The sequence below is a fragment of the Bifidobacterium mizhiense genome (assembly GCF_020884755.1).
Classification (GTDB): Bacteria; Actinomycetota; Actinomycetes; order Actinomycetales; family Bifidobacteriaceae; genus Bombiscardovia; species Bombiscardovia mizhiensis.
In genome coordinates this window covers 100729-121075 of sequence record NZ_BPWE01000004.1, presented here as the reverse complement: position 1 = coordinate 121075, position 20347 = coordinate 100729, and the positions used below count along the sequence as shown (strand labels likewise).

The following is a 20347-nucleotide window of genomic DNA, read 5'->3' as shown; positions in this document are numbered from 1 at the left end:
AGAGGTCTCCATGTTCGACTTGTGTCGAAAATGTTCGATTACCTTCACTATGCGTTTCCATCGTATCGGTTTGAGACGACACAATTCGGCTCTTCGCACGACGTTTTGGCACTCTCATGGCCCGAGTGCTAATAATGAAACCATGACGGAAGGAGCGACATTGCCTAATACCAGACGCATGCTGGTGCTGCGCGCGGTCGTCGAGGACTATATTCGTTCTCGCGAGCCGGTAGGGTCGGGTTCGCTCACCAGAAATCATCAGCTTGGAGTCAGCTCTGCCACCGTGCGCAACGACATGGCGGCTCTGGAGAGCGAGGGCTACCTGGTCCAGCCCCACACCTCGGCCGGCCGCATCCCCACCCAGAAGGGCTACCGTTACTTCGTCGACAGGCTGGCCACCATCGTGCCCCTGTCCGCCGCACAACGCCGGGGAATCAACGCCTTCCTGTCCGGGTCGGTCAACCTTGAGGACACCCTCCAGCACGCCGCCCGGCTTCTGGCCCAGATCACCGGGCAGATCGCCGTGGTGGCCTCGCCCTCCCTGGCCAGCTCGAACCTGCGCCGGGCCGAGCTTATAGGACTGAGCCGGGGGACCGTACTTATGGTGGTCATCACCGACACCGGCCGGGTGGTCCAGCGCACCCTGCACGGGCCCCTGCAAGAGGACCCGAACGCCCTGGCGGACCTGTCCGACCAGATTAACAGACAGTGCCAGGACCTGCCCCTGGACCGCGCCGCCGACCGCTGCCGCATGCTGGCCGACTCCCTGACCGAGGGCCGCGACAAGTCCATGCTGCGCCTGGTGGCCACGATCTTCGACGAGATGGCCACCCGGGAGCAGACCAGCGGCCTCTATATGGCCGGCACCTCCCAGCTGACCCACAGCCAGGCCGTCTCCCTGGGGGACCTGGGCTCGCTGCTGGACGCCCTGGAGGAGCAGGTGGTGCTCATGCGGCTCATGCGGGCCCAGAGCGAACTCTCGCGCGAGAGCAACGGCGTCAGCGTGGCCATCGGCACCGAGACCCGGACCCCTGAACTGGCCCACGCATCGGTGGTGACCAGCGGATACGGGCATGCCCGGTCCAGGCAGACCGACGGCTCCGAAGCGGACGAACCCGTGGCCTTTGTGGGCTCCATCGGCCCGACCCATATGGACTATCCGGCGACCATGAGCGCGGTTCGTGCCGTGGCCTCCTATCTGACCGGTTTCCTGGCCGGCGGCGGGGAGCCGTGAGCGTCAAGGCGGCGACATAAGTCATAGGTATCGTGGGCCCATGCAACTATGGGTCGAGAGGGCATCAAACGAAAAGGATGATCGGTGGCAGATTACTACGAGGTTTTGGGAGTCGAGCGCGGCGCGAGCGATCAGGACATCAAGCGTGCCTATCGCAAGATGAGCCGCAAGTACCACCCGGACATCGCCGGGCCTGAATACGAGGACAAGTTCAAGGAGGTCAACAGCGCCTACGAGGTGCTCTCCGACCCCGAGAAGCGGCGCATGTACGACGCGGGCGTGGACCCCAACGACCCCCAGGCCTCCCAGGGAGGCAGCCCCTTCGACATGGGCGACGTCTTCAACCAGTTCTTCGGCGGCGGCTTCGGGGGCACCGCCCAGGGACCCATTCCGCGCACACAGCCCGGCCGGGACGCCCTGGCCCAGGTCTCCGTGGACATGAAGACCGCCATCTTCGGCGGCGTGGTGCGCACTCCCATCAGCACCTACGGCCTCTGCCAGGAGTGCGGCGGCTCGGGGGCCCAGAAGGGAACCTCGCCGGTGACCTGCCCGGTCTGCAACGGCAAGGGCTATGCCCAGAAGGTGGTGCGGACCCTGCTGGGGCAGATGATGAGCCAGGCACCCTGCGAGCGGTGCGAGGGCCACGGCACCATCATCGAGCACCCCTGCCCGGTCTGCAACGGCCACGGCCGTGTGCGCACCCGGCGCGAGGTGGGCGTCAACGTGCCCGCGGGCGTGGCTGACGGCTCCCGGCTGCGGCTGGCCTCCCAGGGCGAGGTGGGCGAGGGCGGCGGTGCCGCCGGCGACCTGTATGTGGACATCACCATCAAGCCCGACAAGCACTACACCCGCAGCGGCCAGGACCTGCACTGCTGGATCGCCGTGCCCATGACCTGGGCCGTGCTGGGCCACCAGGTCGACCTGGAGACCTTCGACGGCCAGCGCCAGGTGGATATCCCCGCCGGCTGCCAGCCTGACCAGGAGATCACCATCAAGGGCCTGGGCGTCACCAGGCTGGGCAACCGGGAGGAGCGCGGCGACATCATCGTCCACGTGCTGGTCCAGATCCCCACCAAGCTGGACGACGATCAGCGCCGCCTGATTGAAGACTTCGCCAACAGCCACGACTCCGAAGCCAGGCAGGTCCCGCAGAGTGCCAAGCCTGCCGGAGTCGGAGGCCGCAAGGGAATCTTCGGCAAGCTCAAGGACATCTTCAGCTGAGTCGGCTGAGTCAGCCCAGCAGCGACCGGCACATGAACCGGTACTCGCTCACATAGCCGCCGCCGAAGAAGGCGCAGTGCCCGGCGATGGCGTAGAGCTGCCAGAGCGTGGTCCGGTTCCGGTAACCGGCCGCCAGGGGATGCACGCTCTGGTAGCCGTCCAGAATCTGCCCCAGGTAGGGGATGCCGAACAGCTGCAGCATGGCCAGGTCCTCCTCGCGGTGGCCGCCGTGGGCCGCAGGGTCGATCAGGACGGCCTGGGTGTTCCCGGCGTTCCTGGTCCACATGACGTTCCCGCTCCAGAGATCCCCGTGGACCCGGGCGGGCTTGTCATTGGCGGCAGCGCCCAGCAGCTCCGGCAGGGCCTGGATCACCTCTTCGGTCATCTTCATGTCCTCACGGTTCAGGGCGCGCCGATCCATGGCCATGCCCACCATGGGTTCCAGCCGTCCCTTGGCCCAGTAGGTGGCCGGGTCGTCCCAGGCGCCCACGTCCATGGGGAGCGGATCCTGCAGGGGTCCGAAGTAGCAGGTGCCCGTGTAACCCTCGGGCGCGGAGCCGAAGTGGTCGGCCCCGGCATCATGCATATGGGCCAGCTGGGCGCCGAAGCGGTAGGCCGCGCCGGGCGTGGGAGAGGCGGAGGCCACCTCCTCGATGTCCAGGTAGTCCGGGCCCCAGTCGTAGACGTCCACCACCCGGGGACCGCCCTGCGCCTGGGCCTGGCCCAGCCATTGCAGCCCGCGCCCCTCGCACTCGAAGAATCCCGCCGGGGCCCCGCCCCTGGATTTTCTGTAGGTCTTGGCCATGATGATCCACACCCCTATTCGTCGAGTTGTCGATTCCGACAAGACCCATTGTGGGCATTCTGCGAGACATGCCCGGCCCTTGGCTCTGCCTGCCCTGCGCGGTGGCTATGCTTGCCATTGTTGTCCGACATAGCAAGAGGGGTCCATGAATTTCTTCGAAGCCATTCTGTTCGGCCTGGTGCAGGCCCTGACGGAGTATTTCCCCGTCTCATCCAGCGCCCATATCCGCATCGTGGGCGGCCTGCTGGGCCAGGACCCGGGCGCGGCCTTCACAGCCATCATCCAATTCGGCACCGAGCTGGCGGTCCTGCTCTACTTCCGGCATGACATTGCCCGCATACTGACCCACTGGTTCCGCTGCCTGGCCGGCAAGGACGGCTCCTCCTGGCGTGAGCGGATGGGCTCCAAGGACCATGATGCGGCCCTGGGCTGGTACATCATTCTGGGAACCCTGCCCATCGTGGTGGCTGGCCTGCTCTTCCAGAAGATCATCGAGACCAAGCTGCGCAACCTCTGGATCACCGTGGTGGTGTTGATCGTCTTCGGCCTGCTGCTGGACTACTTCGACCGCCACGGCCGCCAGAACAAGGAGATCCGCCAGATGAGCGCCCGGGACGCCCTGCTCTTCGGCATCGGGCAGATGCTGGCCCTGATCCCCGGGGTCTCCCGCTCGGGCGGCACCATGACCTTCGGCCGCGCCCTGGGCTACACCCGCGAGTCCGCCACCCGGGTCAGCTTCCTCATGGCCATCCCCGCCGTCTTCGGCGCCGGCATACTCGAGACGGTAAAATCCTTGAAAAACATCAACGCGGACGCCGCCTTCCCCGGCTGGGGGGCCACCATCTGCGCCACCGTGGTCAGCTTCCTGCTGGGATACATCGTCATCATCGCCTTTTTGAAGATCGTCTCGCGCTTCTCCTACCGGGGATTCGTCATCTACCGGATCGGCCTGGCCATCTTCGTGGCCATCATGCTCATGGTCGGTGCCCTGCCCGCAGTAGGTGGTGTGGCGGCCAGCTGAGCCTGGGTGAATTGCCGGGGGATTCGACGCTCATATGGCCCCGTGATAGGATTTGCTCATGCGCTGCCCATGGTTGCGGGGGACTGGGTCAGCCAAGCGTTTGAATCCTTTGGGGAGGTTTGTTGTGGTTTCGTCGTCGACGTCTGCCGATTCTCGTACGCATAGGTTTGGCCTGCGGTCGCTCATGTCAGCATTGGTGCTGATCCCCCTGCTGCTGACCGGCATGGCCACCGGCACCGTCTTCGCCTCCGGCTCAGATGTCAACGGGGGGGGGGGGTCGTTATACCGCTCAGGTAGATAACGGTTCCCTGAGCGATCTACAACCGACCAGTCTGCCTTCCCCGTCGCCGCTGACGACATCATCTGTTTCTTCTTCCCCTGTTCAAACCCCGACAGGTTCTTCCCAATCCCTTGGAATCTCTCCATCCAGCTCTTATTCACCTACTGGGACCCAGTCTGCTGCTGATTCTCATACTGTGGTGTTCGACCCTGCCGATGGAAGCAAAGCGGAACGTGTAACTGTGCCGGATGGCTCCCTGGCGTCGCCTCCTGCCGATAATCCGAAGCGCGACGGCTACCGGTTCGACGGCTGGTCCGAGCATGACGCAATGATGGATTTCCGCACTCCGATCACCAGGGACATCACCTTGAAGGCCAAGTGGGCCCCGGTGACTGATTGGGCGCTCAGCCCCGACCATGGTCCGGCTTCCGGCGGCACCAGCATCACCATCACACCCCAGAGTGCGGACTCACCATCGTTCAGCGCATTGGAAGCCCATGACGACAAGCTGATCGGCGTGACCGGCGATGGCCGCCTGTACATCTGGACAACAAACGCTGAAATGCCTGTTCAGGTGCCATCGCCTCAGGGCGAACCCGGTGACGTGCGATTCATGACTGGAATAGTTGGCCATAACGGCTTTGCGGCCTTGAGCAGGGACCACCGCATCTACACCTGGAGCAAAGGTGGGGATACGCCTGCCTTGCTTGACGCAGATTCCACGACGTACACCAGCATTGCCATGGCTGCCGACCACCTCGTAGCAGTGAATCAGGATGGCCGTATACGCACATGGACCAGCAAGGGGGAGCTGACAGGAAAGGCCATAAGTCTGCCCAAGCAGGCCACAGCAATCACGGTGGCTGGCAATGCTGATCGCCTGCTCGCCATGGACAGCAAGGGCAAAATCTGGGCTTGGAAGCCGGGTGCCGTTGATACCGCTCAGATCCAACTCGTCAAGATTGCTCACCGAATTGTTCAGATATCAGCCACGGATCATGGTTTTGTGCTTCTGGACTCAGCCGGCCAGACCAGTTATCTGGACAACGGACAAACCCAGCCAGAATTGCTATTTGTGCCCGACCATTCTGCCATCGCGGCAATAAGCAGTGACGCTTCACAAGCAACATTGGTTGATACCAAGGGTCTTGTCTGGGCCTGGAAGCCCGGCAAGACCCCCATCCGCGCGGACGACGGGAACCAAGCCTACGTGCAGGCCGCAAGCGCCGGCAACAGGATCGCCGCCGTCAGCAGACAGGGCGGCATGCTCGCGTGGAGCCTGGACGGGCAAAGCCAGCCCGGCAAGCCAGCCAGACTCAACTCCGCCACAGCGCCCATCCTGGAATCAGCCAGCATGGACGGCCAGGCATTGACGCTCAGCAGGAGCAACGATGCCTGGCAGGCGGACATGCCCACCCGCAAGCCGGGGCCGGCCGCTATCCTCATCACGGGCAGGCAGGACGGGCAGCCTTTCGCCAGGAGCCTCAGGTACACGGTCGACCAGCCGCCGGCACGGGCTGCGGAGCCAGGATCCACGTTCACGGTCCGCTTCGACACGGGAGGCGGAAACCCCAAACCAGCAGACCAGACTGTCCCCTCCCCGTACGGGAGGGCGAAGCGGCCCTCCCCCGACCCGGTTCGGGAGGGCTTCCTGTTCGACGGATGGTTCACCGGGGATGTCGCCTACGATTTCAGCAGGCCCGTCGACAAGGACCTGACCCTGGCCGCCCACTGGACGCCGGCAAGCCGGAACAGCAGGTGGAGCATCAGCCCTAATAAGGGCAGCCAGCTGGGCAGGGAACCCGCCACCATCACCCCGCCCGACAGCGCCAGCCGGGGCATACGATTCAACCAGATCAGCGCATCAACATACGACGGTATTACCTCCTCTGGTTTTTCCTTGGCGGTGGGCAGCGACGGGAACGCCTACGCCTGGGGACGCAACAACTATGGCCAGCTCGGCGACGGGACGACAGACGACAAGCATGCGCCGGTCATGATCAGGAAACCTGACACCAAGACGTATCCGGACGTGCCCGCGGATTTCACCTACGTGCAGGTCAGCGCCGGAGACGAGCATTCACTAGCCCTAGGCAGCGACGGATACGTGTACGCCTGGGGATTAAACAGATACGGCCGACTTGGCAATAACACCAGTGGCAACAATTTGTATTCGTCTGTTCCTGTGCGCGTGCGCGACCCCGCCAGTCGCGATGATGCAAGCAAAGGACTGAAAGCCATACAAGTCAGCGCCGGAGGCAGTCATTCACTGGCCGTAGGCAGCGACGGATACGCCTACGCCTGGGGATACAACAACGATGGCCAGCTCGGCGACAACATCGCAAGAAATTCGACCGCTCCTATGCTCGTGCGTGATCCTGCCAGCCCCAACGATTCAAGCAAGGGACTAAAAGCCACACAGGTGAGCGCCGGAGCCGAGCATTCGCTGGCCCTGGGCAGCGACGGCAACGCCTACGCCTGGGGATACAACGGCAATGGCCGGCTCGGCGACGGGACAACCGGCTACAGCCAATCTGTGCCGGTCAGGGTGAAGACGCCCGACCGGAAGACGTACCCGGACCTGCCAGCGGACTTCACCTACCTGCAGGTCAGCGCCGGAGGCGATCATTCCCTGGCCGTAGGCAGCGACGGCAACGCCTGGGCATGGGGATACAACTACAATGGCCAGCTCGGCAACGGGACAAGCAGCAGCCGGAATACGCCGGTCAGGGTGAAGACGCCCGACCGCAACACGTACCCGGACCTGCCAGCAGACTTCACCTACCTGCAGGTCATCGCCGGAACCGATCATTCCCTAGCCATAGGCAGCGACGGATACGCCTGGGCATGGGGATGCAACTGGTACGGCAACCTCGGCAACAACACCGCCAGCGGGACCAGTGACACGAATCCTGTTCCTAAGCGCGTGCGCGACCCCGCCAGCCCCACCGACAAGAGCAAAGGACTGCAAGCCGCACAGGTCAGCGCCGGCTACCATTATTCGCTGGCCGTGGGCAGCGACGGCAACGCCTGGGCATGGGGATGGAACCAGTATGGCCAGCTCGGCAACGACAGCATCCCCACAGGGCAATATAACAGTAAAGCCCAGAGCCCTGTTCCTGTGCCGGTGTCGTTCAACCTGGCTCTGGTGATCACCGGCGTCAGGTTCGACCAGACCCCCGTACCAGGCCTGACGCGCGGCGACGGCAACAGCGTCAGCGTGATCACGCCCGCACACCAGCCGGGCACGGTCACCGTCAGCGTGGACTACACGCTGGGCGGCACACCCCAAACGCCCGACACTTCTCTCCGATACACGTACCTGCCTGCAGGCGTGCTCCCACGTGCCGGCGGGGAAGGCATCCTGCTCGCCCTCATCACCGGGACTGTAAGCATGGGCGGGGTCCTGGCCTCACGCCGCCACCGGCAGGAAACACGCCGACTGGTTCACGCTTCGCACGAGTAAGAGCGGCCGGGCGGCGTATCAATCCCCCCGCCCCCGGCCCATCAAGGGGGAGCAGGAAGGAAACGTGTCAATCAAGGCTCAACCCCCAAGAGAGCCCGACACTTCCCTCCCGCGCCCCCACCACACTTCTGCAGGCAGGAAGCCGAGGACAGGCATCACGCCCCCGCCTCTGCCTGGGAGAGAGGGAAACACGGCCAGGCCGACCAAGAGACTCAACAGCCCCCAGCCAGCCCGGCCGCTGTTTATCCATTCAGACATGTGTCGTATCAACTTGTTTAATTTCTTTGACAAAGTGGCCTTTAGATACAGCCGATCCCAAAATACGTGACCGGACTCACATTGTTCATGCACTTTGTCTAGCCACACTACAGGTACTTATCCTCAGCTTCTGAATCACTCGGTTCCCCTTGATTACCAGGTTTCCGCTCTCATCCCGTCCTGCAGGATAGGTGGGAAGCGGCTCCGCCACGACGCTGCGTCCGTTACGACTGGCCGGGTTTGCGAAAAGCAAGATTCAGCCGCTTTCGTGCGCTACCATGAAAACTCCTTCGGCACTTCGGCTCTCCTGCGGCCTCGATAGGCCGTATGCAACGGACAGAAGTGCGCAAAAGAAGGTCTAATATACGGGAGTAGAGGAGGCCGATTGGCTGGTATGGAGGTGATGGACCATATCACGCCATCCAATGCCTTTCGCTTCCCGCAGCACCAACCGGTGGCTACAAGCCGCCCTGTTAGGATGTTGAGGATCAGCCATGCATTTCACAGTAGACAACCTTGAAGAGGTATTTCCCCTGGCAGAATTCATAGCCGATTCCTTCGGTCCCATGGCCGAGATTGTGGTGCATGACATCACCCGCCCGGAGAATTCCATCGTCTTCATCCGCAACGGCCAGCTCTCCGGACGCTCCCTGGGCGACGGGGTTACGGACCAGACGTTCCAGCTGGCCATACGGGCCGACCAGGACGGGGCTGACTTCGTCTCCGACTACCGTGGGCGCCGCCTGAACAAGCATGAGTTCCGCGTCTCCTCCTACCTGATCCGCAACCAGGAGCAGACCGTCATTGGCCTGCTCTGCATCAGTATCAACATCACGGAGCTGCAGCAGGCCGCCCATGTGCTGCAGACCCTGTCCTCGATCGACTCCGACGATGTGCAGATCTCCACGGAGACCTCGCGCAGCCACATGAGTGAGGAGCCTGCGGAGAACATCCGCAGGATCACCAGGGACGAGGTCCGCCAGTTCAACATCCCCATGGACAAGCTGACCAAGCAGGACAGGCTGGACATCATCCGCAACATCAAGGACCGGGGCATCTTCCTCATCAAGGGCGCGGTGGGCATCGTCGCTCCCGAGCTCAAGATTTCGATTCCCACCCTTTACCGGTACCTGCAGGCCCTCAAATAGGGCCTAAAAAGTAAAACCTCCGGCGGCAGGAGAGGGGGGTATATTTCTGTGCCGCCGGAGGAGCTTTACAGCACGGTTGTCGCCACTGGCGACAACCGGAACGTGGCCACACACACAGACCACGCAAGTATTGCATAGGTAAAACAGGGAGCCCACAGTTTCCTCAAGCTGTGATGCATTGCAGAATCAGCCAGGCTAGTTACGTGCCCTCATTGGCCTAGGCCTTTCTTCATACTATCACCTCTTCAAGGATGCATCAGGTACTCCCGTTTCTGGCAGGTCCCCCGACCTGTTGCTAAGAGCAAATTATCACAAGGTCCCGGACATGCTCAACACTCCGTTCGCTTTCCGCCATGACAACCGGCATTGCAAGCACCAAATAGTGCGCAATTGAGCGGATACGACCACAGTAAGTGAGCCTGAACAGCAAACCTCAGTTGGATTGGTAACAATAATTTATTACCTGAATTTCCGCTAGGGGAATCAGGGATAATTCAGCAGGTTGGTTGGCTGCCAATCGCAGACTGAGAACTGTCCATGGATGAAAGATAGGGGAGAGGGGAAAGTCCAGGTGGGCGATGCAGGAATCGAACCTGCGACCCCTTCGGTGTGAACGAAGTGCGCTAGCCGCTGCGCCAATCGCCCGGATTGGGAAAGACCACCGAAGTGATCCTCGTGGGCGATACTGGATTCGAACCAGTGACCCCTTCCGTGTCAGGGAAGTGCGCTACCTCTGCGCCAACCGCCCGGGTCATTCTCGTTTCGAGAGAGAGGTGGGTACGAGAGTCGAACTCGTCTATACGGCTTTGCAGGCCGCTGCCTAACCGCTTGGCTAACCCACCGTATTGGTTAAACTGCTCGAAACCTCGAGCGGGCAACGGGACTCGGACCCGCGGTCTCGACCTTGGCAAGGTCGCGCTTTACCAACTAAGCTATGCCCGCACATTCAACCTTCACCGTGGTGGTGACTGCCGAAGCACGTTGCACTACTGTAGCGTAGACCTCCGCACTTGGCAAAAAGCGCGTGTCGCCGCGTCATAAAGCCACCCTCCGCTGATGGCAAAGCCTCGCAATACAAGGCTTCCTACCGGTAGGGTGAGAGGTATGAGTGAAGAAGCCAGGCAGCACTGCACCATGGTGGCCGCCTTCGATGGCTGGAACGATGCGTGCTCAGCCTCGACCAACGTCATCCGCCACCTGTTGAACGTCTACGAGTCCCACGAGATCGGCAGCATTCCGGGCGACGGGTTCTACGACTACCAGATGTCACGGCCCATGCTCTGCCATGTGCAGGGTCGGCGGCGGATCATCTGGCCCTCTGCCAAGATCTACCGGGTGCAGATTGATGACACCCACACCCTCCTGCTGGAGATGGGCCCGGAGCCCAACTACCACTGGAGCGACTTCTGCCGGCGCAGCATCCACTGGGCCGAAGACGACGAGGCGGAGGCCATCATCACCTTGGGCGCCATGTTCGCCGACTGCCCCCACACCAGGCCCCTGCCCATCGACGACCTGGCCGGCGACCAGCCCAAGACCGACACCGACGGCCACTCCGGCCCCATAGGCATCCCCACCGTGCTGGATGCCCTGGCCACCCAGGACGGCTACAGCACCGAGTCCATCTGGGTCTCCGTGCCCCAGTACCTGGGCAGCGACGAGTGCGCCCAGGGCACCCTGCAACTGCTGCAAAGGCTCTCGGCCATGCTCGGCGTCCACCTGGACGAGGGGGAGCTGCCCCGCAAGGCCGCCGAGTGGAAGGCCCAGGCCGGCATGCTGCTGCGCTGCAACGACGACCTGGCCAACTACGTCCACCGTCTGGAGATGGACGTCGACCAGGCCCAGGTGGACGAGCCGGCCGCCGAAGAGCTGGTCCGGGAAGCCGAGGATTACCTGCGCTCCATGGGCAACAAAGGCCCCTCCTTGTCTGAGTGACGACCTAGGCTGTGGCTCGATAACCATGTCCAGCCTGCACCCTGTAACGCGGGCTCCGATAGCAAGGACGGCATTCATGACACAGTCGAGCATCTCCATCATCGTCAAGGGCGAACGGAAGGAGGTGGCGGCGGATCAGACTGGCGTCCAGCTTTTTGCTGACGACAAGGACATCATCGCCGTCGACCTCAACGGGCAGCCACGCGACCTCTACACACCCCTGCACGAGGGCGACAAGGTCGAGCCCATCACCCTGGAGAGCGACCAGGGACTGGCCATCATGAGGCATTCGGCCACCCACGTCATGGCCCAGGCCGTCCAGGAGATCCGTCCGGACGCCAAGCTGGGCATCGGCCCGGTCATCAAGGACGGCTTCTACTACGACTTCGACGTGGACAAGCCCTTCACCCCCGACGACCTCAAGCAGATCGAACAGCGGATGAAGCGGATCATCAAGTCCTCCCAGAGCTTCCGCCGGCGCGTGGTCACCGAGGAGGAGGCCCGCAAGGAGGAGGCCGACCAGCCCTACAAGCTGGAGCTGATCGGGGCCAAGGAGGCCGAGATCAACAGCGAGGAGGCCACCGAGGTGGCCACCGGCGGCGAGCTGACCATGTACGACAATCTGGACCGCGAGGGCAACACGGTCTGGAAGGACCTCTGCCGGGGCCCCCACCTGCCCAACACCCGCTACATCCGCAGCTTCAAGCTCATGCGCACTGCCGCCGCCTATTGGCGCGGGGACGAGAAGAACCCCATGCTCCAGCGCATCTACGGCACCGCCTGGGCCAACAAAGACGACATGAAGGCCTACACCGCCCGTCTGGAGGAGGCCGCCCGCCGCGACCACCGCAAGCTGGGCGCCGAGATGGACCTCTTCTCCTTCCCGGACGAGATCGGGCCCGGCCTGCCCGTCTTCCACCCCAAGGGCGCGGCCGTCATCAACGCCATGGAGGACTACTCCCGGCAGATGCACCGGCGCAACGGCTACTCCTTCGTGCAGACCCCGCACATCACCAAGGGCCACCTCTACGAGATCTCGGGCCATCTGCAGTGGTACAAGGACGGCATGTACCCGCCCATGCACCTGGACGAGGAGAAGGACGCCAACGGCAAGGTCACCCGCCAGGGCTTCGACTACTACCTGAAGCCCATGAACTGCCCCATGCACAACCTGATCTTCAAGTCCCGCCAGCGCTCCTACAAGGAGCTGCCCCTGCGGCTGTTCGAGTTCGGCACCGTCTATCGCTACGAGAAGTCCGGCGAGGTCCACGGCCTGACCCGCGTACGCGGCCTGACCCAGGACGACTCCCACATCTACTGCACCCGGGACCAGATGAAGGGGGAGCTGACCAACCTGCTCCAGTTCGTGCTCAAGGTCTTGAAGGACTTCGGCCTCAACGACTTCTACCTGGAGCTGTCCACCAAGGATCCCAACAAGTTCGTCGGCTCCGACGAGGTCTGGGAGGAGGCCACCAACACCCTGGCCGAGGTGGCCAAGGACTCCGGGCTGGAACTGGTCGACGACCCCGAGGGCGCCGCCTTCTACGGGCCCAAGATCTCCGTGCAGGCCCGCGACGCCATCGGGCGCACCTGGCAGGTTTCCACCATTCAGCTGGACTTCAACCTGCCCGAGCGCTTCCAGCTGGAGTACATCGCCGCCGACGGCTCCCACCAGCGGCCGGTCATGATCCACCGCGCCCTCTTCGGCTCCATCGAACGCTTCTTCGCCATCCTGCTGGAGCACTACGCCGGCGCCTTCCCGGCCTGGCTGGCCCCCGTCCAGGTGCAGGCCGTGCCCGTGGCCGACGAGTTCGCCCCCCACCTGGAGCACCTGCTGGACCAGCTGCGCGACGACATGGTCCGCTGCGAGATCGACCGCTCCGACGATCGCTTCGGCAAGAAGATCCGCAACGCGGCCAAGTCCAAGGCCCCCTTCATCCTGATCGCCGGCGAGGAGGACGCCTCCAAGAACGCGGTCTCCTTCCGCTTCCGCGACGGCAGCCAGCTCAACGGGGTGCCCGTGGAGCAGGCCCGCGCCTGGATCAACGAGGCCATCAAGGTCCGCGCCCAGATCAACTCGGCGGACGACTTCCGAGCGAACACCTCCTGCAGTCAGGACTGACCAATGTTCGAGCATCTACGACGCCCCTGGAAGCGCATCATCGCCCCCATCGCCCGCGGCCTGGTTCGTCTGGGCGTGAGCGCCAACGGTGTCACCATCAGCGGAGCCGTAGGCACCACCCTGGTCGCCATCGCGACCGGGTTCACCGGCTGGCTCCTGCCCGGGGCCATCGTCCTGGCCATCCTGGTGGCCTTCGACTCCCTGGATGGGTCCGTGGCCGCGCTGACCGGCGGTGGCACCCAGTTCGGGGGCTTCCTGGACTCCACCCTTGACCGGATAGCCGACTGGGCCGTCCTGGCCGGGGTCATCATCTACCTGCGCGGCCACGAGCTGGCCTGGGTGGCCGATGGCAGCCACCAGGGTCCCGACATCTGGGCCCAGGTGGGCATGGCTGCAGCCCTCTTCGCCATCATGACCTCCTTCGTCACCTCCTACGCCCGGGCCCGGGCCGAGGCCGAGGGCTTCGAGGCCAAGAACGGCATCGCCACCAGGTCGGACCGGCTGGTCATCATCCTGGTGGGCATGGCCCTGACCGGTGCCGGGCTGCCCCTGGCCGTGCTCAGCTGCTTCCTGGTGCTGCTGGCCCTGCTGGGCATCGTCACCGTCTGGCAGCGGATCAGCCACGTCGCCAAGGACATGGGCCGCAACCCGCAGCCCGCCAACCCCAACCACGAGTGAGCCTATGCCGGATCGACTGCTCATCTTTCTGGCGCAGCATGCGCGTCTGGTGCCCGAGGGGCTGCTGCGCGGCCTCTTCCTGGCAGCGGCCGACCTCTGCTGGCTGTTCCGGATAGGCGGCGTCAGACAGCTGGAGCGCAACCTGGCCCATGTCATGCCGGAGGCCGACCGTCGCAGCCTGCGGCGCACCTCACGCCAGGGGATGCGCTCCTACTTCGTCTACTTCGTCGAGGCTCTGACCGTGGGGGCCCGCACCAAGGAGCAGCTGCTGGCACGCATACACGGCGGCGGCAGCGCCTACCCGGATCCGGCCAAGAGCGACATCGGCCTGCGATCCCTGCCCATCGGCATGGGCCACCAGGGCAACTGGGACTACGCGGGCTTCTGGGCCTGCTCCACGGTCGGCCAGGTCACCACGGTGGCCGAGCGGCTCCGGGACCAGGGCATGCTCAACACCTTTGCGGACATCCGTCGCCGCCTGGGCATGAACATCCTGCTGACCGGCGAGCCGGACATCACCGGCCGTCTGACGACCCTGCTGCGGAAGCCCGACCAGGTGGTGCCCCTGCTGGCCGACCGCGATCTGAGCCGCCGAGGCGTCTTCGTCAAGGCCTTCGGCTCCTGGATTCGCGTGGCTGCAGGCCCTGCCGTCATCGCCTTGGACACCCGTCTGCCCCTGTATACCGTGAACATGCACAGGGAAAGGCTGACGGGGGAGCGCCGTCGGCAGGCCAAGGCCCCCTATGGCTATGTCTGCCAGGTGGACGGGCCCATCCCCATCAAGCCCTACCTGGACATGCCTCGGGAACAGGCCATCAAGGACCTGACCCAGGCCTGGGTGGACCAGTGGGCCCAGGGCATTCGCGAGCATCCCGAGGACTGGCACATGCTCCAGCCGATTTTCCTTGAGGATCTGGATCTTTCCCGGATGCACGACCTGCCGGACTTCATCCTGGCCCAGGCATCCGAGAACATGGGAGGTGACGGGCATGAAGGCACCCGAACAAAGGCCTGAGCGGGAGCCGGAGCGGGCCGCCATCAAGGCGCCTCTGCGGGTGGGGATCATCTCGCCCTACTCCTTCGAGACCCCAGGCGGCGTCCAACTGCACATCCGCGACTTCGCCAGGCATCTTATGGAGCGCGGCCACCAAGTGCAGGTTCTGGCCCCGGGCCGGCGCACCCAGGACATGCCCCTCTGGGTGCATACCACCGGCTCCTCCTTCTCCATTCCCTACAACGGATCCGTGGCCAACCTGAGCTACTTCGGCGTGGCCGGCCACAAGACCCGGCAGTGGGTCAGGCAGGGCCACTTCGACATCCTGCACCTGCACGAGCCCGAGGTGCCCTCCCTGAGCCACAAGCCCCTGCGGCCCGGATTCATTCCCTGCCCCTATGTGGCCACCTTCCATGCGGCCTTCGATACGACCCCGCTGGCCCTGAGGCTGACCCGGCGCTACCTGCGCCGATACCTGGCCAACATCAGCCAGGCCATCTTCGTCAGCCCCTCGGCCATGCAGAACGCCCGGAACCTGCTGGAGCCGGGCATACCCAGCCAGATCATCCCCAACGGCATCGAGACCAGAGCCCTGCGCAATGCCCGGCCGCGCCCGGAATGGCAGGGGAGCGAGCGGGAGCCCACCATCGGATTCCTGGGACGGATGAAGGAGGAGCGCAAGGGGTTCAGGATTCTGGCCCAGGCCGCACCTGCCATCCTGCAGCGCGTGCCCGGAGCCCGCTTCCTGTGTGCAGGTGACGGCCAAACGGAGGCCCGGGAAATACTCGAAGCCGTCGATCCCGGACTGGCCCGGCACTTCACCTTCCTGGGCCGGATAAGCGACGAGGACAAGGCCTCCTTCTACCACAGCCTTGGCCTGTATGTGGCTCCGCAGACCGGGGGAGAGAGCTTTGGCATCGTGCTGGTCGAGGCCATGGCGGCAGGCTGCCCGGTGGTGGCCTCGGACCTGCCCGCCTTCGAGGATGTCTCCCAGAACGGGCGCAGCGCACGCCTGTTCTCCAACGGAGACCCCGAGGACTGCGCCCGGGCGGTCCTGGGCCTGCTGGACGACCGACCTGCCCGCCTGGACCTGGCCTCGTGCGGAATGCGTCGGGCCAGCGACTACGACTGGGAGCGGGTCACCGACCAGGTTCTGGATGTCTATGCCCGGGCCCTGGCAGCCAGGCCCGATCATCGCCGTGGCCTGCTGGGCAGGCTGGTGGGCCGGAAGGCTGGTTCTCCTTGCGATGAAGCCCCCACGAAAGGGCCTGAAAACCCGTAAAATTGTCGAAGAGCGGAACTAGAATTCCATTCGTTTACGCATTCGTACCGTCAGGAGACATATGTCAGGGCATTCGAAGTGGGCGACCACCAAGCACAAGAAAGCAGCCATCGACGCCAAGCGTGGCAAGCTCTTCGCCAAGCTGATCAAGAACATCGAGATCGCCGCCCGCACCGGCGGCGGTGACCCCGACGGCAACCCCACCCTCTACGACGCCATCGTCAAGGCCAAGAAGTCCTCCGTGCCCGCAGACAACATCACCAGGGCCGTCAAGCGCGGCTCGGGCGAGGAGGCCGGAGCAGCCAACTACGAGACCATCGTCTACGAGGGCTACGCTCCTGCCGGCGTGGGCATCATCATCGAGTGCCTGACCGACAACCGCAACCGCGCGGCGGCCGAGGTCCGTTCCACCCTGACCAAGGGCGGCGGTTCCCTGGCCCAGAACGGATCGGTCAGCTTCAACTTCGAGCGCAAGGGCCAGATTATCGTCCCCTCGGAGGGACTGGACTACGATACGGTCTTCGAGAAGGCCGCCGAGGCCGGTGCCGAGGACGTGCAGGACAACGGCGACAGTTACACCGTGCTGACTGCCCCCGGCGACATGGTCAACGTCCGCAAGGCCCTGCAGGACGCCGGCATGGACTACGACTCCGCCGACCTGGTCCTCAACCCCAAGAGCGAGGTCACCCTGGACCTGGACTCCGCCCGCAAGGTCTCCAAGCTGATCGACAACCTGGACGACCTGGACGACGTGCAGGAGATCTACAGCAACTGGACTGCGCCCGACGAGGTCATGGCCCAGTTGGACGACGAGTGACCTTATGATCGTTCTCGGCGTCGATCCGGGGCTCACCCGATGCGGCGTTGGCGTTATTGAAGCCGGTGCATCGCGCCGGCTTTCCTTTGTTCATGTGGACGTCGTGCGCTCAGACCCGGAACAGAGCCAGGACCTGCGCCTGCTGGCCATCTACCAGGGGCTGACGGCCGCCCTGGACCGTTTCAGCCCCGACGTGGTATCCATCGAGCGGGTCTTCGCCCAGTCCAATCACAACACCGTGCTGGGAACCGCCCAAGCGGCAGGGCTGGCCATGTTGGGAGCGGCACAGCGAGGCATTCCCGTGGCCCTGCATACACCCACAGAGGCCAAGATGGCCGTGACCGGCAATGGCCAGGCTGACAAGATCCAGGTGCAACGGATGGTGGCCCGCATCCTAGGGCTCAACCAGCTACCCAAGCCCGCCGATGCCGCCGATGCTCTGGCCCAGGCCATCTGCCACGCCCTGAGGCCTGCCGGGGCCATCCAGGGCGGGGAACGCGAGGAGCATCTGACCCAGGCCCAGCGTCAATGGGCCCAGGCCTCTGCCAAGTTTGGAAGGCACCGGGGAGTCCAGCGAGACATGTAAGCTGATTCGAACAGACGTTCGATTCCATCGAGGGGTGATCAAGTGCTGGCAATGCTGACCGGGCGGGTGGCCGCCATCGAAACAGGCTCTGCCGTCATCGATGTTTCGGGTGTGGGTTTCGAGGTGCGCATGCCCCAATCGGACCTGGCCTCCATGCGGGCCGAATCCACGGTCACCGTCTACACCGCACTGTCCCTGACCCAGGACGCGCTGACCCTCTACGGGTTCCTCAGCCGCACCTCCAAATCCCTCTTCGCCCAGCTGCAGAAGGTCAACGGCATCGGACCGCGCGTGGCCCTGTCCATCCTCGCCACCCTGAACTCGGACCAGCTGGCCCAGGCCGTGGCTGACGGCGATGCCGCGGCCCTGTCCCGTGCGCCGGGCCTGGGCAAGAAGGGCGCTCAGAAGATCATCCTCGAACTCTCTGGCAAGTTGGATCTGGATGCCGGCACAGGCAAGCAGGGACCCGCCCAGACCGACGATGGCGCCCACCAGGTGGTTGAGGGACTGATCTCTCTGGGCTGGCTACAGCGTGATGCGGAGCAGGCCGTGGAGCAGACCTGCAGCGAGGGCGGCTACACCATGCCCCTGCAGTCGGCCGACATTCCCAAGGTGCTCAAGCAGGCCCTGACCCGGCTGGACAGGGGGCGCTGATCCATGGCTGACAAGCAGATGTCTACGGGATACATCGACTCCCAGAATGGCGACGCCCAGGAGGAATCCCTGCGGATGGTCTCGGCCCGGCCCATCGAAGGCGAGCCTGTCAGCGACGAAGAGCTGCGGCCGGAAACCCTGGACGGGTTCATCGGCCAGCCCCGGCTCAAGGCCCAGCTAGGGCTCTTTCTGGAGGCTGCAAAAAAGCGGGACGTGGCCCCGGATCACATCCTGCTGGCAGGCCCTCCAGGCCTGGGCAAGACCACCCTGGCCATGATCGTCGCCCACGAGCTCGAGGTGCCCATCCGTGTCACCTCGGGGCCGGCTGTCCAGCATGCCGGCGACCTGGCCTCCATCCTGAGCTCCCTGGAGGCCGGCGAGGTGCTCTTCATCGACGAGATCCACCGTCTGCCCAGGGCCGCCGAGGAGCTGCTCTACATCGCCATGGAGGACTTCCGCGTGGATGTCATGGTGGGCAAGGGCCCAGGAGCATCCTCAATTCCGCTGACCCTGCCCAGGTTCACGGTCATCGGTGCCACCACCCGTGAAGGCATGCTGCCCTCACCCCTGCGGGCCCGTTTCGGCTTCACCGCCCATCTGGACTTCTACCCGGAGGAGGAGCTGGAGAAGCTGGTCGAACGGTCGGCCAAGGTGCTGGGCATCGTTCTGCAGGATGATGCCGCCCATCAGCTGGCCCTACGCTCCCGCGGCACACCCAGGATCGCCAACCGCCTCCTGCGCCGTGTGCGCGATTGGGCCATAGTCCACGATCTTCCCGAAGTCGGCCCCGATGACGTCAAGCAGGCCCTGGCCCTCTACCAGATTGACTCTGAGGGGCTGGACCGTCTGGATTTGGCCGTCCTCAAGGCCATCGTCAACAGTTTCGACGGCGGTCCCGTGGGCCTGAACAACCTGGCTGCCATGGTGGGCGAGGAGGCCGAGACAGTCGAAACGGTCTGTGAGCCCTACCTGGTGCGTGAAGGCTTCCTGGTGCGCACTCCAAAGGGCCGTGTGGCCACCACCAAGGCCTGGGAGCACCTGGGCCGCAAACCGCCCGAGGATGTCATGAAGCTGTTCTAGACTGGGGTCTTCGCAGCAATGCACATCGCCGTTTGATGCCCGCCAAAACAAGGAGTGGAAACAACCATGGGATCCATGCTTTTCATGATCGTCATCATCGCCCTGATGATAGCCATGATGTGGGGAAGCTCCCGCAAGAGCAAGCAACAGCAGGCCGCCGTCCAGGACTTCCGCCAGTCCCTGCAGCCCGGTGACGAGGTAGCCACCACGACTGGTCTCCTGGGCAAGGTCGTCTCCGTGGACCTGGAGAAGGAGCAGGTGGTCATCGACTCCGAGGGTTCACAGTCCCGCTGGCGCATCCAGGCCATCACCAAGCCCCCCATCGTCCCCGCTTATATCCACGACGACGAGGTTGACGAAAACGGCAACCCCCTGCCCGAGAATACGGATGCTCCAGCCGAAGTCACCGACGCTGATGCCGACGACAACGTTGACGACAATACCGATGGTGAAGACACCGCCGCTGACGATACTGCCACAGAGAACGCTGGCGCTTCTGAGAGCAAGGAAGAGGCCGAAACCCAATCGGATTCCGAGTCGGAGCCTGAAGAAGAATCAGACAAGGCCGAGACCGAAGATAAGTCCGATGACGCTGACGAATCGGATGCGCCCAAAGATTCTGACGAATCCAAAGAGTCCAAGACTCAGGACTCGACTTCCGCCAAGTCCTGAAGGTCATACGCGCGCCACACCTTCCGTCAGGCTGACTCCGAACGGAAACGCGGCGCGCGTATGATGGCCCCGGCAACCACTTCCAAGGAGCAAA

The 20347-nt window shown here is 63.9% G+C and carries 16 protein-coding genes and 4 tRNA genes; 15 read left to right on the top strand and 5 right to left on the bottom strand.

The features are described from left to right. The first annotated feature begins 160 nt into the window (after positions 1-160). Positions 161-1234: a heat-inducible transcriptional repressor HrcA gene (hrcA, locus tag LPC22_RS06770; protein WP_156149589.1), complete on the top strand. Its 1074-nt coding sequence runs from the start codon at positions 161-163 to the stop codon at positions 1232-1234. A gap of 84 nt (positions 1235-1318) precedes the next feature. Then, positions 1319-2455 carry a molecular chaperone DnaJ gene (dnaJ, locus tag LPC22_RS06765; protein WP_229133241.1) on the top strand — a complete coding sequence of 379 codons (1137 nt, stop codon included), beginning with the start codon at positions 1319-1321 and terminating at the stop codon, positions 2453-2455. 10 nt (positions 2456-2465) lie between these two features. Here the strand turns inward: dnaJ and LPC22_RS06760 are convergent, their stop codons facing one another. After that, a complete protein-coding gene (locus LPC22_RS06760; protein WP_229133240.1) occupies positions 2466-3260 on the bottom strand; it encodes a fructosamine kinase family protein in 795 nt (264 codons plus the stop codon). Positions 3261-3405: 145 nt separating this feature from the next. Between LPC22_RS06760 and LPC22_RS06755 the strand changes: the two genes are divergently transcribed. The 3 genes from LPC22_RS06755 to LPC22_RS06745 all read left to right on the top strand — a co-directional run bounded on the left by LPC22_RS06755 (position 3406) and on the right by LPC22_RS06745 (position 9433). Further along, positions 3406-4281 carry an undecaprenyl-diphosphate phosphatase gene (locus LPC22_RS06755; RefSeq protein WP_029678827.1) on the top strand — a complete coding sequence of 292 codons (876 nt, stop codon included), beginning with the start codon at positions 3406-3408 and terminating at the stop codon, positions 4279-4281. A 257-nt stretch (positions 4282-4538) separates the two neighbouring features. Beyond that, the gene (locus LPC22_RS06750; RefSeq protein WP_505661127.1) at positions 4539-8027 is read left to right on the top strand and encodes an RCC1 domain-containing protein; all 3489 of its coding nucleotides are present in this window, start codon (positions 4539-4541) and stop codon (positions 8025-8027) included. A gap of 752 nt (positions 8028-8779) precedes the next feature. Continuing rightward, on the top strand, positions 8780-9433 hold the full coding sequence (locus LPC22_RS06745; RefSeq protein ID WP_229133238.1) for a helix-turn-helix transcriptional regulator: 654 nt from the start codon (positions 8780-8782) through the stop codon (positions 9431-9433). 572 nt (positions 9434-10005) lie between these two features. On the opposite strand, the gene LPC22_RS06740 is transcribed toward LPC22_RS06745, so the two are convergent. From LPC22_RS06740 to LPC22_RS06725, 4 genes are all read right to left on the bottom strand, one after another. Then, positions 10006-10078, bottom strand: a tRNA-Val gene (locus LPC22_RS06740). Positions 10079-10109: 31 nt separating this feature from the next. Further along, positions 10110-10181, bottom strand: a tRNA-Val gene (locus tag LPC22_RS06735). 23 nt (positions 10182-10204) lie between these two features. Further along, a tRNA-Cys gene (locus LPC22_RS06730) sits at positions 10205-10275 on the bottom strand. Positions 10276-10302: 27 nt separating this feature from the next. Then, positions 10303-10375, bottom strand: a tRNA-Gly gene (locus LPC22_RS06725). 162 nt (positions 10376-10537) lie between these two features. On the opposite strand from LPC22_RS06725, the gene LPC22_RS06720 reads away from it, so the two are divergent. The 10 genes from LPC22_RS06720 to LPC22_RS06675 all read left to right on the top strand — a co-directional run bounded on the left by LPC22_RS06720 (position 10538) and on the right by LPC22_RS06675 (position 20253). Continuing rightward, complete coding sequence (locus tag LPC22_RS06720) at positions 10538-11368, top strand: PAC2 family protein (protein ID WP_015021823.1); 831 nt, start codon at positions 10538-10540, stop codon at positions 11366-11368. A gap of 76 nt (positions 11369-11444) precedes the next feature. Then, positions 11445-13490, top strand: a complete 2046-nt coding sequence (thrS, locus tag LPC22_RS06715) for a threonine--tRNA ligase (RefSeq protein ID WP_045924424.1) — start codon at positions 11445-11447, stop codon at positions 13488-13490. Positions 13491-13493: 3 nt separating this feature from the next. Then, positions 13494-14168, top strand: a complete 675-nt coding sequence (gene pgsA, locus LPC22_RS06710; protein WP_229133237.1) for a phosphatidylinositol phosphate synthase — start codon at positions 13494-13496, stop codon at positions 14166-14168. A 4-nt stretch (positions 14169-14172) separates the two neighbouring features. Next, complete coding sequence (locus LPC22_RS06705) at positions 14173-15183, top strand: phosphatidylinositol mannoside acyltransferase (RefSeq protein WP_229133236.1); 1011 nt, start codon at positions 14173-14175, stop codon at positions 15181-15183. After that, positions 15158-16444: a glycosyltransferase family 4 protein gene (locus tag LPC22_RS06700; RefSeq protein ID WP_198189733.1), complete on the top strand. Its 1287-nt coding sequence runs from the start codon at positions 15158-15160 to the stop codon at positions 16442-16444. The genes LPC22_RS06705 and LPC22_RS06700 overlap by 26 nt, the downstream gene beginning before the upstream one ends. Before the next feature lie 61 nt (positions 16445-16505). Next, entirely contained in the window at positions 16506-17261 is a 756-nt protein-coding gene (locus tag LPC22_RS06695; RefSeq protein ID WP_229133235.1) for a YebC/PmpR family DNA-binding transcriptional regulator, read from the top strand. Positions 17262-17265: 4 nt separating this feature from the next. Further along, on the top strand, positions 17266-17847 hold the full coding sequence (gene ruvC / locus LPC22_RS06690; RefSeq protein WP_024627746.1) for a crossover junction endodeoxyribonuclease RuvC: 582 nt from the start codon (positions 17266-17268) through the stop codon (positions 17845-17847). Between the two features lie 42 nt (positions 17848-17889). Beyond that, positions 17890-18501 carry a Holliday junction branch migration protein RuvA gene (gene ruvA / locus LPC22_RS06685; RefSeq protein ID WP_229133234.1) on the top strand — a complete coding sequence of 204 codons (612 nt, stop codon included), beginning with the start codon at positions 17890-17892 and terminating at the stop codon, positions 18499-18501. Positions 18502-18504: 3 nt separating this feature from the next. Continuing rightward, positions 18505-19581, top strand: a complete 1077-nt coding sequence (ruvB, locus tag LPC22_RS06680) for a Holliday junction branch migration DNA helicase RuvB (protein WP_229133233.1) — start codon at positions 18505-18507, stop codon at positions 19579-19581. 66 nt (positions 19582-19647) lie between these two features. Then, the gene (locus LPC22_RS06675; protein ID WP_229133232.1) at positions 19648-20253 is read left to right on the top strand and encodes a preprotein translocase subunit YajC; all 606 of its coding nucleotides are present in this window, start codon (positions 19648-19650) and stop codon (positions 20251-20253) included. The last annotated feature ends 94 nt before the right edge of the window (positions 20254-20347 follow it).